The organism is Psychrobacter sp. M9-54-1 (assembly GCF_016613355.1).
GTDB lineage: Bacteria > Pseudomonadota > Gammaproteobacteria > Pseudomonadales > Moraxellaceae > Psychrobacter > Psychrobacter faecalis.
On the sequence record NZ_JADGFW010000005.1, the window covers coordinates 240,041 to 255,345 of the forward strand.

Genomic DNA, 15,305 nt, shown 5'->3' on the forward strand with positions numbered 1-15,305 from the left:
GCAACATAGCGTAAAATGGGTGTAACTATGGATGCGAATAATATTACAAATGATAATTATTATCAATATATAAATAAAAATGTTGATTTAATATTTTAATGATAGGTGTTCTTTATATAAAAGGATGGTTAATGGTTTTATAGGGTGAATCGTAGAGCAGCATCCAAGGCAGGCGAATAAATATTATTGTTAGATAGGCTTTTATCTATGAAAAAGTAAGGTATATTAAGGAGGAAAGTAACTCATTTATACAGACTTGAATTTTTGAAAATTTGGTTCAATAACAAGCTATTAACATCATAATCAACCGCCCATAATTATGAGGATAATTTGAATAAAATAAGCAAAGAAGCCGCTGCATTTACGGCCTTGCCACTCAACATCCAAAACGCGTTAAAGCAAAATAAACGAATCGTCTTTATCGCCAACAACCCTTCTATTAGCACTGATAAACTTAAGCAGTTATTACGTTCGGATGATGTTTTGGTATTATTTAACCATTTCATCCACGCTGAGTTTTTTGCCAACCATCCGCTAGCCAGTAGCCTGCCTAAATTGTTGTTTTTTCGCCAAATTGGGGATAGTAAACTGCATTTTGGTTTGCCACCGAGGAGCAACAATGTCGCGGTGATGAAGCGCATGGCAAAAGCGGCACCATTAGGTATTTTACTGAGTAATCAGCCTTATCAATTTCCTTTGCCCAGTGATGACCCAAGTCCCGATGATGACCCGATTGATGATGATCGCATACTGACGTTACCACCGGCGGTGCAAGTGTTGTTGCAGGATGCGGCGCATCATAGCGTGTTATCGGAGCGCCATCCGGTCGTTGACGACTATCCTTACTTTATAGATATTCACTCTTCAGCCCCTTCTTCAGGATTTTTGTTGTATCGCTTGTTGCTAGCGGCGCGAGAGCATGTGCAGCTTCTGCAAAAAGCACCGCTACCGCTGCAATTATTAATGATAGGTTTTAATGACAACGATAAAACGGCGCACTTTTGGCAAGGGCATAATTGGGAATTTGAGCGCCATGAAATGAGTTTGCCGCCGCCAGAGGTGGAGATCATACGCCAGTATTAGGGCATGTCCTCAACTCAAGCGCTGGACATCTAAATGGGCTAAAAATGGTTAAATTTTGCCAAACTTCGTCAAATAGCTGGGTAATATCTCGATATTAACGGCATTATTGTCTTTGTTTGACGGCAATTTGTCTCATTTTTATCACCATTTTTTAAATGAGAACACACCCTAAGTATGGATATATCTGTTCGAGCATTGGCTGTTGTAACAAATGCCCTCTAAACGTAGGCGGCATCGGCACAATAAGCCAGCTCTATCTCTTTACTGCTAGGTTGTCGTAACAGCGTAATTGAATTTGATTGCTCGTTCGTCCAATCAATTAAGCCCGTTTCAGAGAACTGCTCAAGCCAGCCGCCCATCGGCCAGCATTGCCATTTTTGATAAAAACGATTGGCATTGATGATAATACTTTCTAAGTGATTGAGAGGCGGGCGATAGACAGCGTGCTGCTGATGATAAATAAGGTCGGCAGTCAGATAAAAAGCAATATCTAACTGACGGGCAGCAAAGGCAAAGTCGGTATCTTCTGCGCCATAACCGGTGTACTGCGTATCAAAACCACCTATTTGCTCAAACTGTTCACGTTTAATAGCAAAGCATAAACTCCAAAAAGCGCCGTAGTCATTTGTTTTTTTAATAGCTGTCGGTGCTGACTCAGTAGAAATCGATTGTTTCGCATCGAAGTTATCACGATAAGGATTATAAACAGACAAACGATTCAAGTAATCATTAGTCAGCGCGCCCTTTTGCAACTCTAAGCTTTCCTCGTTTGATAAAGGTCGCGTCAGATAGCGCGGTTGTCCCATAAGTAGGGCGTTTGGATACTGGTTTAATTTTGTGCTTAGTTGTTCAATAAAGCTCGGCGCTACGATGCAATCAACGTCCAAAAATATCAGCGTCTCATGGGTAGCACGCGCGGCGCCAATATTGCGATTATGACCGATATCAAATTCGGTTTTGTCCGATTTTTCTAACGTTTGATGGTCTGCTCTGTCCACTAAATCTACAGTCGTAGGAATCTTGACAATGTTTAAAGCAAAATCAGCCAGACGTTTAGGGTCGGCATCATCATTGACAATAATAACTTCGTCGGGCTTAACGCTGCCATTCGCAAGGCTACTGAGCAGATTATACAGGTGACGATTGCGTCCATAACAAGTCGTAATCACCGTTACCGGCACATGCTCAGAAACCGCATTAGGATTGGTGGTGGGTTTTACGGTCATTGTTTGTCAGCACCTCTCGTATTAATTTGGCTTTTATGTTTTTACTACGACGTTATTGATAACTATTGCATTTAACGTTCAGGCTTTAATGTAAGCTGCGGCAGCAACCATTGTTCAAACCAAGCTTTAGACGTTCGATACTCGGCCGTACTCTGCATAAACGCTTGGGCTGTAGGTATTGATTTTTGCTTAAGTGTTGCACTAACAGGCTTTGATAAGGAATGGGTTTGAGTGGATTGGTTAGCCGTTTCTCCACTTAGCTTATGTATGCCATTTGCAGTCATTAAGGCGTTAAATTGCTGCCAACTTAAGGCGCGTCCTTGGGCTATCAACGCCTCTGCCATTACCTCTTGCTCTTGGTGGGGACGGTCGTCAGGTAGGACGACCAGTGGCGTCGCATAATCATAGGCTTGGGCGACGGCATTTAGACCGCACGCCATTAGCAAATAATCGCTGTGTTCGATGAATGGCGTCACATCACTCACTTCGGCCGCGATATCAACATAATGCCGTTTATCCTCGTCGATAGGGCCAAGCGATATAATAAAGGCATATGGCAAAAGCTGCCGCAGCTCGGGCAGTTTTGCATCAATGGCTTGATGCCCACCATAGCCTTTAATGACGGTAACGATAGTTGGCGTATTTTTACCCTCTAACATCGAAGAAAGCGCTTCTTCATCAGTAGTAAGCTGTATTAAGTCTTTTATAAAATCTCGGTAAGTTTGCGCATTCCTTTGCTCCGTGTTGATAAAATCAAGATAGAGGGTTTTTTTAGCCAGCCAATCAGGTGTCATCGCAGATTCTAATGTGCGAGGATAAGGGGCAAGTAAAGCAAGCGCACCAGCGAAAGCGTTTAGATGCGGCTCATCATCGCGAATACCTGGCAGTCTGACATAAAGGTAAGGAACACTGGCGGCGCGGCATAGCATTGCGACTTCAACGCTGACATCAACAACCATTAAATCAATGTGCCGCTGATGGATGGTATCCAGTATTTTATGGCTGCGCTGCTGAATATCGCTATTACCCACGGGCGAATAGTGCAGGCTGGCTGGTTGCCAATATTGCCCTGCGCGCCCAGCGAGTACATCATCTGCACGTTCATCTTCGGCGGGTAGTCGTACAACTTGCGCTTCATCTATAGCCGAAAACGTATAAGTATCGGACGTTAAACTGGTAAATACCGTTAATTGCTGTCTTGCTTCAGCGGGTAATAAGGCAGCAAGTTTATCGATTTGGCGGCAATGCCCTGAGCCGTGATGATGGGCATAATAACCAAGCCGCATTATCCTCGCTCCATTATGTTATTTAAGCCACTGCTTGAACCGATTATCGGCTCTGCTTTATTGTCTTTGCCCTTTTTGTGGTTAAATGAATTCAGTTTTAAATGTGCATCTGTTGGAGCTTCAATGCCTTTTTTCTGCTCACTTTCTGTTACTGCTGCTTTATACAAGGCTAAATAGCCTGCTACCATGGCTGCTACGGAACAAAACTGTAAGGCGCGTTCTCGGCAGGCTTGACGTGAGATGCTTTTAATCTTAGTAAAGCCTCTGATAAAAGCGTCTTTATCTTCCTTAGCGACGATAACGCCAGTATTTGGTGTAACAATCTCAGCGCTAGCACCGACATCAAAGCCAATCACTGGCGTACCGCAGGCTAGGCTCTCAGCCAGTGTTAAACCATACGGTTCATCCCATGTGCTGGTAAATAGCATGGCAGTCGCTTGACAGAGGTAGCGATTTACCTCGTCTTTGGTGACATGACCGACATAATCAAACAGTTTTTGCGCGCCATTTTCACCATCTTGAGCCAAGAGTGGGGCAACTTGCTCATCAAAATACGCTTCATTGCTTTTAGGGCCAGCAATGATGAGTTTCTTCCCAGCTTCCATACAGTATTGCATGGCCAAATGTGTGCCTTTTTCGGGGCAAATACGTCCAAACCAAAAATAAATTTCACCATTTTCACGGGTAAAATCATCCGTAGATGTAATATTAGCATCAAAGGATTTTACATCAATGCCGTTATAAACCACTTCTGATGGCACAAACTCAGAAAATAGCTGCTGTTGGTGTTTGCTGATAGCAGTAAACTGGGTGGTTGTACCGTGGCGCAAGGTCAATAGCGCCAAACGCAATTGCGGGAAAATAGGCGTATGAAAGGTAGTAAAGAACCGCGAGCCAAACGCTTGACCGGTCATCATCGGGATATGATGCAGGCTGTGATTATGCACGATGTCAATCTCACCATGTTCATCGCGCTCGATGATATCGCGTAGCACATCCTGATAGACCAGATACTGATACATCTCCTCGCGGCTCATGCCTAAAGTCTCATGCTCATTCCGATAGACCATCTTATCAAATGCTTCTCGGGTTAGCATCGGGACGAGGCGGGCCTGCGTTTGACTGTCTTGATGCGCATAAAGCAAAACCTCGTGACCTTGGGCGACAAGCTCATCACATATAAGCTGGGTAATCATCTCAAGCCCGCCAGCAAAGGGCTGCGCAATAGGATATAAACAATGAGCAATCATCGCAATGCGTAAAGGTTTCTCCACTAACAGGGCAGGGCGTTCAGCAGTATTATCAATAGCCTCTATAAAATTAACAGGGTCAGCAACGGGCATAAGTACCTCAAAGTAAAACGAGCGATTATGGTAAATAAGTAAAAAAGGATTTAATAAAATCAATGCCTAAAGCCAACCATTAAGAATTAATAATCTTTTTGTCTTCAAATGTCGTATGCATTTCAGGTTGCAGTGGTTTTAGCTTTTTGGTGGGTTTGCGAGGCTGACTAGTAGCCAAGGCAACCGTAGGTTTAGACTTAATGCTAATGGTGGACGGATTTTTCTCAAGAACCCTAAAGTTATCAAATGCCACTTTCGCTGCGCCGATTTTTAATGTACAAATGATCAAAGCACAGATAAACAATAGCGGAGAATAAAGCGGCGAAAACGGTGCCACTATAACGGCAGTGATGATGTTGAGTAGCAAAATAAGCTTGGGTAACGCCACCACATTTGCACGACGTAATGAGCTTTGAGTACGAATGTATTCTTGCTTTGGCGTGCAGACAAAGGGTTTTTCGCTACCCCATAACACAGGCAACCACGATAGCGCGCCAAGTTCCCAAAAGTTCAGATGCATCAGCCATGCTCTGACACGCATTTTGATACTAGATTGATGGTTTTGATGGAGTTGTTTGTTCAGTGGCGCTTTATCCTGTAAATATGCCCATAATCGCCTTATGATAAAAACGCCATAGCTGGCATAGACCAAGTATAAAGGCGTGAGTAGGGGCATGTTAGGCGTGATGTCCGAGAATTGAAACTTTAGAAGTGCGTAGCCAAGGATAAATAAGGTCGCTAGCTGCAAAAATATAAATAAACCCGTAAAGTTTATCCAAGCACTGAGCTGCGAGAGATGCGCGCGCGTATACGCTAAACGTTTACCCAGACTTTTCGTATCTTGGGTTTTAGTGGGCAAGGCTATTGAAAAATAGTTGCTTAACACCTGCATATTGCCATAAATCCAGCGCCGACGCTGACACATCAAATCATTTAACGAAGTAGGTAAGAGACCTGTCGCAATGACTTCTGGTATGAACTGACTTCGAAACCCTTTCTTATGCATCAAGACGCCCATTTGCGCATCTTCGGTAATCGAGACACCTGACCAACCGCCTAAGCTCAAAAGATCTGCGCGGCGTATCACTGCATAAGTGCCTGTTGATAGAGCACGCTTACGATTAAAGGGGCGGTATAAATGATGATTAAAATAATGGTTAAGCTCGCTGTGCGTGTCCACTTGCCCAGCACTGCGGTAAAACTGTGGAAACTGCAAAAGCGTATGGTTTGGATATTGCTTAATAGCATTGGCAATCGAATCTCTGGCGTGGGGCAAAGCTTGATAGTCACTATCGACCACCACAATGTGTGAGCAATCTGGATTCATAAGCCCCAACGCCAAGTTTAACGCGCCTGCCTTAAAGCCTTCTACCGCATCAATATGATAAAAGCGGACATTAAGGGCTGGATCTAGACTGGCGCAAAAAGCGGCCAAAGGCTGATATAGTGAGGTGTCTGTATTGTTGTTATCAATAATAAGTATCTCATCAGTCGCCTCTTTAACAGCCAGCAAAGATTGGATAGTCGCAATCACCAGTTCTGGTGGCTCAGAACGTGTCATTAACTGAAAGCTGAGAGACGCAGAAGCTAAAAGATTCTTTTTATGAATTGTCATGGCTTATCCTTAGGCACATACGACGGACGAGAATAGGAGAAAAAAGCATGAGTGAAAGATACAGGCGAAAAACGAATGTATTAATAGTTATAATGTAGTAGTTATTGTTGTCTTTTTGATTACCCGTTAAATAGTAATATAAAACTCGGTAACCTTAAGACTGTTAAGTGTTGGTAAATATTTAAGAGTGTAATACTACGTAATTTATACAGCCGATTTTATGGCTGTCAGTACGTAAAACACGATTTAGAAGAGGTTTGTGTTACTGGACGAGTAGCGAAATTTTTGAGATATATTGATTTAATAATCTCAAAAAATTTTTAGGAAAAAATGACAAGGGTTAAGAAAAGGAAAAGAGAAGTAAGGGAAAGGTGACGAAGAGGGTAGTGTTAAATCATAATCGGCTATAAATTGTTTAAAATATAATGAACCTTATAAACGATAAAAGCGCATTAGACACTTATAGGTAAAAACCCACCATGCCCAATACGCTTTATCATCAATAACTAATAAGTCTTAAATGATATTTAAATCTTAAAATTAATCTTAAAATCTAAGATTAGTAGTTATTACTGCTGCGCCAATCGTCAACTTCACGTTCGGCATCTTCTTTACTATGGCCATAACGTTCTTGGACGCGGCCAACCAATTTATCGCGGCTGCCTTCGATGTGCGTGAGATCGTCATCGGTCAAGTCGGCCCATTTCTGTTTTACTGAGCCTTTAAGTTGGTTCCAATCACCTTTGAGCGTATGTTCATTCATAGTGGTATTCCTTTTCCTATTATTAGATTACATTAATTTTTTTAGAACCCATCAATTTACTTTGTTATATTTCTCACTTATGGGTTATCAGCAGGCATAAATCCTTAGCTGACAAATCTAATATAAACATGGATAATTGCCTTGTCTGTAGCCCCGATGTGTAGAGTGTTACCCAAACCTTAGCGATAGATTCATTGTGTTAGCAAGGTATATCCCGTGTCATAAATGCACTATTTTCATAAAATCTGTCGCACTTTTTAAAATTAATTACTGTGAATTGCTGGTTTCTAAGTTTGCTAAAAATGCGGCAAACCCTTCTGCCGCTCGCGCTTGTAAGCGGCTGCTAGTAATGACCCGAACGCGATTGCTCCAAGTGATAGCAAAATTTTGCTTCTCAAATTTTTTAACCAAATCGACATCTTCATGGCAAGGCAGGGCAGCAAAACCGCCAACAGCGAGATACGCTGCACTACTAAAGCTCAAATTTGCCCCATGAATATGGCGATGTCCCATCTTATCTTGATAGTGAGCGATATAGTCTTTGCGGGTTTGGGGCGTTAAATGCGCCCAGTCATCAACGCTCACAACGCCGCATATCATAGCAGTCGGCTGATGATTAATATGAGCGATTTGCTGCGTTAGCCAATCTGCTGTGACAAGCGAATCAGCGTCGGTACAGGCAAGCCAAGTCGCGCCAGAGGCAATCGCATGACGAATGCCCAAATCTCGCACTTGCCCCACGCACCGGTAATCACAGCATAAATAATCCACACCAGCGTGCTTGACCAATGTGAGTGTGTCATCGCTACAACTGTCGAGCACCACGAGCACAGTGGCGGTAATGGTAGAGGGCAGCTGCTCAATGGCAGTCTGCACCGATGCCAAGCATTTAGAGATGGTCAGCGCTTCGTTATGAGCAGGAATGACGATAGCGATATTTGTAGTATTCATGCATTTTATTCGGCGGATTTAACGTTAAACCAAGTTTTCTTGCATAGCCACCGTTTCTACCGAACGTTGCCACACATCCAATAAAAAATCGCTATCGACGACTTTACTTTGATGGGTAAAGGTAGGGTGTTGACTATCAACTTGCTGTATTTGCGCAGAGTTTACCTCATTACTTATTCTATTAAATGCGTGGTGCAGACGTTGGTGTACCGTTTCACCCGTCATGGTAAAGCCATCGATGTCATAGCGCCAATGGCAGCATAGTAACGTGCCACCTACCGCAAGATTTTGCTGAATCCAAGCGATGACGGTATCAATATCATTTGGCGATAAGTAATATAAAATTTCACTAATCACAATTAAATCAAAATGCGATTTCGCAATCGGTAATATTTCAGGAATGACACCCTGTATAACCTTTACATGTCCGACCTCTGCCAAACGCTGCTTAGACAGTTGCACCGCCTGTTTATTACCGTCAATACTGACCAAGGTCTGACAACGGTTGGCAAGTAGAGCACTGAACACGCCATTACCACACCCTAATTCAATAGCGCTGGTATATTTTGCTTGTGGCAACACCGCTAGACACATATCGCGTTTACGCTTTTCATACCAGCGGGTCTGATACTGCCACGGATCGCTATTGTCGTTATATAACGCATCAAAATAGCTTTCTGAATAAGCAGTGGCTGTCGTCTCTTTTTTACCATTCGACAAATCAGTATGAACAGTATGTAAGTCGGTTGTAGATACCTGCAAATTACCGACCTCATGCATTGGCGGTGTCAATTTAAGATTGTGGCTCATATAAATAAACTTCCCAAGGTTGGCTGATTCTAGCGATGGTTTGAGCCGATAAAATAGGCGGGTTGCCTGTACTTTCATCAACGGTTATTTGGCTTTTGAAACAGGCGATAGCCTCGGTTTTGCGCTGTAACTGCTCGGGCGTTAAGTCCACCCTGAGCGTGCAGTGCCAAGGAATACGACTATCGGCAGGTTTTGCCCAATGCCATGCCCAAATCAACACTTGATAACAGGCGAGTTGGTGTTGCTTAGCGAAAGCGGCGACTACTTGTCCTGTTGCTTCATGATCGGGATGACCATCATGTACAAAAGGCGTGATTAAAATATCATCAGGTTGAATAATTGCTGCTAATTTTTGGTGAAACTGTGCCCGCTCAGCAAAAACGTCACCATCGGTTAGCGCTAAAGACATACAGGTCACCTGCTGAGCAATGCCTAACACTTCTAATGCCGCTAAGCTCTCTTGCGGACGGATAGTATCAAGCAGGCGCGGCGGATAAATTTGCGAGTCTGGGTGACTTTGTGTACCGTTGGTCACGTGCACAAGGACGATAGGATTACCGTTGGCTGCCAGTCGTTGCAGCAATCCGCCGCAGCCCAATATCTCATCGTCAGGATGCGGCGCAAATACGCAAATACGCTGCTGTGGCGGGAAGTTTTTTGCTATATCTAGTCGAGGTAAATCGTGCAGTCCCTGCCAGTTTTGCCAAGCATCGGTGCTGGTACCATCGCCTTCAATGACGCGGTCACCGACAATCGGATGCTCAGGCTTGACTAAGTGCGCTAAGGGTGCTGAGTGCGCCGACATCACATTATGGTCTGTTAAGGCTTGCGTATTATTTTCTGCCTGATGCACATGATGGTCAATAAAGTCTCGTGCCACATTTACTTTGGGGTTTACAGTTGCCATATATTGTCCTGCCTGTCTGTCAAATCGCTGATTGCGGCGCGGTCTAAAGCGCTAGATAGCTCGCCGATTTTTTGTAAATCAAAGGCACCATGACTTTGACGAATAAATACCGCCAAATCTGCGGTTAACCTCGCAAAATGGGCATTACCACAAAATGGCGCTGCCCCTAATGCTTGTCCGACTGTTTCCATCACTTGGCGCGCTACTTGCTCAACATTGGCGCGTAATTGACGGATAGCAAGTTCATGGTTTTGCTGCGGCTTACTCTCTATTAAGTCAGCAACATGATAAAAATACTGCTGAGTAACGGCCAATGCTGTGCTGATTTGACCCAAATACATGGCTTTATAGTCATTGGGTTTATGCTGATAAGCGGTTATTAAATAATTGGCAATGCAAGCGGCCGCACCGTACCAGCAAGCCGCAACGCCTGCCGCGCCATGCCAAAATCCTACCCGTTCTAGATACGTATTTGGCGCACCAACGTTATCGGCGTCTACCTCATGGAACTGTATGGTTGCCGTATCAGTGGCTTGCATGCCAATCGCTTGCCAAGCGTTATTATCAATATCAATACCAGATTGGTGCATATCCACCATCAATAGTTGCGCTTGTCCCTGCTCATCGCGATAAGTCATCAACCCATAATCCACGAGGTTGGCGCCCGAGCACCATGCCTTGCTACCGCTGATTTTGCCCTCTGTATGACGTATCGGGTCGGGGTGTCCTTCTGCTGCCCAAACCGCCCATAAGCCTTGAGGCGCTTTATCGTAGCCGACTTCATGCAAAATACTTAACGCATCCAAATACGATTCAAACCATTTCGCAAGTGTTAAATCTAGGCTCGACACATAAGCCAAGACTTGCCATCGAATCAAGGTGTTAGACTGATTTGGCTTGCTTGCTTGTTTATTATTTTGAGCGTTCGTCGTATCGCCTTCGCTTATAACATTTTCAGCACTGGAAACAGCCCCAGCACCACTAGCAGGGTGGGGAATGTGGTCGCTATAGCGAACTAAAATCGTTAATATTTCACGGCGCAATTTATCGGTCATAGCCAAACTGCCGATAGTTTGGTTTTCTGCTTGTATAACTTCTTCTATAGCAGATTTTATATTTATTAATACAGCGTTTTTGGCATCGGGCACTTGCATACAGTCTCCTAATTATTATGAATCAGACATTTGAATGGCACCAAAAGCGCCATCATCTGCTGACCGTTTTTTATTATCATATCGGCCATCTAAATACAAATCGTCTAAAAAGCGTTGCTGCCAAGCGTATAAATCATCTTGATGTAGCCCTTGTAGCAATGCTTGATAGCGTAACTGCCGCTCTTTTAATGGCATCGTCAAAGCCGTCCTTAACCCCTCTATCATACTCGTAGGCTGATGCGGATCGACAATGACCGCCGCTTGCATTTGCTCAGCGGCTCCTGCGTAACGCGAGAGCATGAGCACGCCCGGATTATCAGGATTTTGCGCGGCGATATATTCTTTAGCAACCAGATTCATACCGTCTTTTAAGGAGTTGACCCAGCCGATATCACTTTGCCAAAATGCGGCCATCAAGGGTTCATGATTTAAGACGTTTTCGCTATATTTAATCGCTTGCCAAGCACCGTTGTCAGTTGAAAATTGCTGATTTATCTCGCTGACTGTTCGTTTAACTTCCTGATAAAGCCGTTGGTAAGTTGGCAAATCTAAGCGACTAGGACAAGCGATTTGTAATAATTGCAGCTGATTTTGATAGCTTGGATAATGCTCTAGAAAGTCACGATAGGCTGAAAAACGTCTTAATAAGCCTTTTGAATAATCAATTCTATCTACCGCGATAATTTGTTGTGTCGTCGTCTTGTCGGTTTTTTTATATACATTATGGTGCGCCAAATGTGCAGGTAAAGACGAGGCTAATTGACTGACCTGCTGCTGGATTCTTGCGACATTAATACCGATCGGATAGGCGTTAATCAATAAACAATGCTGAGGTTTAAAGTCTAAATTAAGCGTTAATGCTGTCCCAAATGAGCGGTAAGTATGAGTAAAAGGTTGGTTTTTTTGTAAGATATTGATGGGGGTAAGTCCGACATCGCTGTTTTCTGCTAAACCGTTTGCTAGCACGTCTTCTTTATCTACACTTTCTTTTTCCGCTCTCTCTTCGTTCAAACGATTTTCTGACAACCTGTCTTTTAAATAATGCTGAAAAACGTCAACGCAATTGGTGCATCCTTGCTGGGTTTGGGTACCGAGCACATCATAATGCGCCAGATGATGAATGAGCTCAGCGCTTTGCTTAAGCTGTTGCCAAAAATCCAGCGCCACAAAGGGAATGTGTAAAAAAAGCCCAATGCGATTGTTTATACCAAGCTTTCGGCAATGATACGCCACACTTAAAAAATGATAATCATGGACCCAGATGACATCGTCAGGCTGGATAATACTTTTTAATTGGCGCGCAAATAAACGATTGACCGCCTGATAGCCCGCATAATCATCTGCAGCTTGGCTGATAAGCGCTGTTTGCTCATGCAGTAGAGGCCACAATACATTATTGGCAAAACCGCAGTAGAAATGCTGATATTGCTGGGTGGTAAATGCGGTGGTCACATAAGTGATTTGTGTGGCGCGGGTTTTTGCCTTGCTGCTCGCCATAAAGCGATGTTGAATACTGCTAAATGTATTGGCGGCGTCGGTATTATTGGCGTTGTTGTCATTGACGACTTCGCCATTCCAGCCCATCCAGACGACTGATTTGCCGATTAAAACGTCTTGCAATGCGACAGCAAGCCCGCCCGCCATAGGGTGGTTATCGGGCATCTTTACGCGGTTAGATAAGACAATTAAGCGGCTCATGTCAGTGGTCTCGCTGTATTTTTTAATGGGCGTCGGTTAGTGTCTATTAGCGGCGGTGCCACTTGCTCTTGCTCTGTTAAACCAGATAATTTGGGAGATAAGGTTGGGCGCTGTTGGCAAAACTTCAAAAAGCTCTCAAGCAATACCGTGACCTCAAAAATATTATTGACATAATAATGCGCACACGTTGGCTCAGTGCCGTCATAACCTACTTTCATACCCATACCTTTTATGGGTGGTTTAGAATCCTCTCGTGGTTCGTTATTTTGTATAAAGCGACTTCTTTCTGTCATGTGCTTGTCACCTTGTACTGCCATAAATCCTGTTTCATCGGTGATGTCGTCGCCAATAAAGATAGGACAAAGCCTATTGTTAGCCTGAAATTTTTTTAGTAAGGTCAAAATCGCACTGCCTTTATCGGCGTCTTTGGGCGCGATTTCCCAGACATATTTACCTTGTTTTACTATCCAATCGCCATGGTTTTTTACGATTGTGGTTATAATGCGATAAGCGATATCGGCTAAGGCGGGATTTTGACGATAATGTAGGGCAACGGAGTAGGGCTTGTCTTCTATGATAAAATCGTCATAGCGCAAGCAAGAGCGGATAAGCGCTTGTTTTATAACAGCAAGCTCAGCGCTGTCGACGGATGAAACGCTCATATTATTATTAGATTCGTTATCTTCAAAGTCTATTTCTAGTCCATGCGTTGCGGCGATGGGTAAGCGTAGCGGCGCCAGCATTTGCTTTGCTTCGGCTAGACTGCGCCCAGTAACAGCAGCGATTTTGACGCTATAATCTTGTATGTTTTGTAAAAGTGTTAAAGTGGTAGCGGGGATAAAGCTGTCTTTCGGGTTCAAGGTGAAATCAGCAAGCGTGCCGTCGATATCTAAAAACAAGCAGTAGCGCTGCTGATGAGAGAGATAATCAGCGAAGTGATTTGGCGCAACGTATATAGGACATCTGATAAGGGCGCTATTTGCTGGGACGCTTCTTCCTGAAGTCACATGTTATCCTTATTTTAACGTGTCAGTTATATGATGCTCTAAAACGGGTATTGTTTAATCGAAGCTAAGCAATTAAAACTAAGCAATCAAGGCTAAGTCATTAAAGTTAAGTAAATAAAAATTATTAACGAAGCTTAGCAATTAAGCTTCCTCATAAGTTTGCCATAAAGTCCATCTTACTACGATGGACAAAATATGGTATTTAGTATAAGTTTTTTTAGTATCTGTCTTTTAATTTACAAAAATCATTAGGAAAAAATTATGCATATCAGCGCAAATTTCGATGCCGGTAATATTGAGGTTATCAATGCAGAAGATCAAACCAACATTCAATTGGCGATTCGTCCAGACGTGGGCGGAGAGTTTTTTCAGTGGTTTAACTTTCGTTTATCAGGCGAAGTTGGCGAGCAGTACGTACTCAATATTATGAATGCAGGGAAGGCCTCCTACCTTGCAGGCTGGGAGGATTATCAAGCGGTGGCTTCCTATGATCGCGAGTATTGGTTCCGTCTGCCAACCTCTTATAAGGATGGTAAGTTAACGATAACGGCAGAGCTTGCGTGCGAAAGTATTCAAATTGCGTATTTCGCTCCCTATAGCTATGAGCGTCATCAAGACTTGTTAGCGGCGGTGCAAGTGCATCCGCTCGCGTGTTTGGAGCATTTGGGCGAAACGCTTGATAAACGCGACTTAACCTTAGTAAAAGTAGGTAATGGTGATAGCAAGAAGCGCAGTATCTGGATTACGGCGCGCCAGCATCCGGGCGAGACAATGGCTGAATGGCTGGTTGAGGGGCTATTGAACAGTTTGTTAGACGAGGATAATGCCACGGCTAAGTTGTTATTGGAAAAAGCCAATTTTTATATCGTACCGAATATGAATCCTGATGGCAGTGTGCGCGGGCATCTGCGTACCAATGCGGTAGGGACGAATCTAAACCGTGAATGGGCAAACCCAAGCTTAGAAAAAAGCCCTGAAGTATTTCATGTCATCAATAAAATGGAAGAAACGGGTGTGGACTTGTTTTATGACGTGCATGGCGATGAAGCGCTGCCTTATGTGTTCCTTGCCGGCTCGCAGGGCACGCCAAGCTATAACGACCGCCTTGCCCATCTACGTGATAAATTCTCAGAAGTCTTAACATTGGCCAGTGCCGATTTTCAGTCTGAATTTGGTTATGACATTGATGCGCCGGGCACAGCAAATATGACGATTGCCACCCACTGGGTAGCCGAGCGTTTTGATTGCCTTGCCAATACCTTAGAGATGCCATTTAAAGAGAATGCCAATTTACCTTTTGAAGATACAGGTTGGTCACCTGAGCGTTCTATTAAATTAGGGGAAGCCTCGTTGGTCGCTATGCTGGCGGTCGTTGATGAGTTGCGTTAATCATAAATTTGCTGCAAGTTAATCAGATGGTTTCATGACAATAATTTAATAGTGATGGTTTAATTGTTTAGGG

The 15,305-nt window shown here is 43.7% G+C and carries 13 protein-coding genes; 2 read left to right on the forward strand and 11 right to left on the reverse strand.

The genetic code is table 11. The features are described from left to right. The first annotated feature begins 330 nt into the window (after positions 1-330). Entirely contained in the window at positions 331-1,083 is a 753-nt protein-coding gene (locus IQ457_RS03160; protein WP_200662038.1) for a hypothetical protein, read from the forward strand. 218 nt (positions 1,084-1,301) lie between these two features. On the opposite strand, the gene IQ457_RS03165 is transcribed toward IQ457_RS03160, so the two are convergent. The 11 genes from IQ457_RS03165 to otsB form a co-directional block, all read right to left on the reverse strand. Continuing rightward, a complete protein-coding gene (locus IQ457_RS03165; protein ID WP_200662039.1) occupies positions 1,302-2,309 on the reverse strand; it encodes a glycosyltransferase family 2 protein in 1,008 nt (335 codons plus the stop codon). 71 nt (positions 2,310-2,380) lie between these two features. Continuing rightward, complete coding sequence (locus IQ457_RS03170; RefSeq protein WP_200662040.1) at positions 2,381-3,595, reverse strand: hypothetical protein; 1,215 nt, start codon at positions 3,593-3,595, stop codon at positions 2,381-2,383. After that, positions 3,595-4,938 carry a glycosyltransferase gene (locus tag IQ457_RS03175; protein WP_200662041.1) on the reverse strand — a complete coding sequence of 448 codons (1,344 nt, stop codon included), beginning with the start codon at positions 4,936-4,938 and terminating at the stop codon, positions 3,595-3,597. Before IQ457_RS03175 ends, IQ457_RS03170 begins: the two co-directional genes overlap by 1 nt. A 79-nt stretch (positions 4,939-5,017) precedes the next feature. Next, on the reverse strand, positions 5,018-6,553 hold the full coding sequence (locus IQ457_RS03180; protein ID WP_200662042.1) for a glycosyltransferase family 2 protein: 1,536 nt from the start codon (positions 6,551-6,553) through the stop codon (positions 5,018-5,020). A gap of 559 nt (positions 6,554-7,112) precedes the next feature. Continuing rightward, positions 7,113-7,316 carry a CsbD family protein gene (locus IQ457_RS03185; protein WP_068404893.1) on the reverse strand — a complete coding sequence of 68 codons (204 nt, stop codon included), beginning with the start codon at positions 7,314-7,316 and terminating at the stop codon, positions 7,113-7,115. A 267-nt stretch (positions 7,317-7,583) separates the two neighbouring features. Continuing rightward, on the reverse strand, positions 7,584-8,267 hold the full coding sequence (locus IQ457_RS03190) for a glycosyltransferase (RefSeq protein ID WP_200662043.1): 684 nt from the start codon (positions 8,265-8,267) through the stop codon (positions 7,584-7,586). A gap of 24 nt (positions 8,268-8,291) precedes the next feature. Continuing rightward, on the reverse strand, positions 8,292-9,077 hold the full coding sequence (locus IQ457_RS03195) for a class I SAM-dependent DNA methyltransferase (protein ID WP_228706517.1): 786 nt from the start codon (positions 9,075-9,077) through the stop codon (positions 8,292-8,294). Beyond that, a complete protein-coding gene (locus tag IQ457_RS03200) occupies positions 9,061-9,882 on the reverse strand; it encodes a PIG-L deacetylase family protein (RefSeq protein WP_200662105.1) in 822 nt (273 codons plus the stop codon). Before IQ457_RS03200 ends, IQ457_RS03195 begins: the two co-directional genes overlap by 17 nt. 89 nt (positions 9,883-9,971) lie before the next feature. After that, on the reverse strand, positions 9,972-11,105 hold the full coding sequence (locus IQ457_RS03205) for an acyl-CoA dehydrogenase (RefSeq protein ID WP_446737525.1): 1,134 nt from the start codon (positions 11,103-11,105) through the stop codon (positions 9,972-9,974). Between the two features lie 48 nt (positions 11,106-11,153). Beyond that, positions 11,154-12,836 carry an alpha,alpha-trehalose-phosphate synthase (UDP-forming) gene (locus IQ457_RS03210; protein WP_200662045.1) on the reverse strand — a complete coding sequence of 561 codons (1,683 nt, stop codon included), beginning with the start codon at positions 12,834-12,836 and terminating at the stop codon, positions 11,154-11,156. Further along, complete coding sequence (otsB, locus tag IQ457_RS03215; RefSeq protein ID WP_200662046.1) at positions 12,833-13,843, reverse strand: trehalose-phosphatase; 1,011 nt, start codon at positions 13,841-13,843, stop codon at positions 12,833-12,835. Before otsB ends, IQ457_RS03210 begins: the two co-directional genes overlap by 4 nt. Positions 13,844-14,104: 261 nt before the next feature. On the opposite strand from otsB, the gene IQ457_RS03220 reads away from it, so the two are divergent. Next, positions 14,105-15,232: a M14 family metallopeptidase gene (locus IQ457_RS03220; RefSeq protein WP_200662047.1), complete on the forward strand. Its 1,128-nt coding sequence runs from the start codon at positions 14,105-14,107 to the stop codon at positions 15,230-15,232. Positions 15,233-15,305 lie beyond the last annotated feature (73 nt).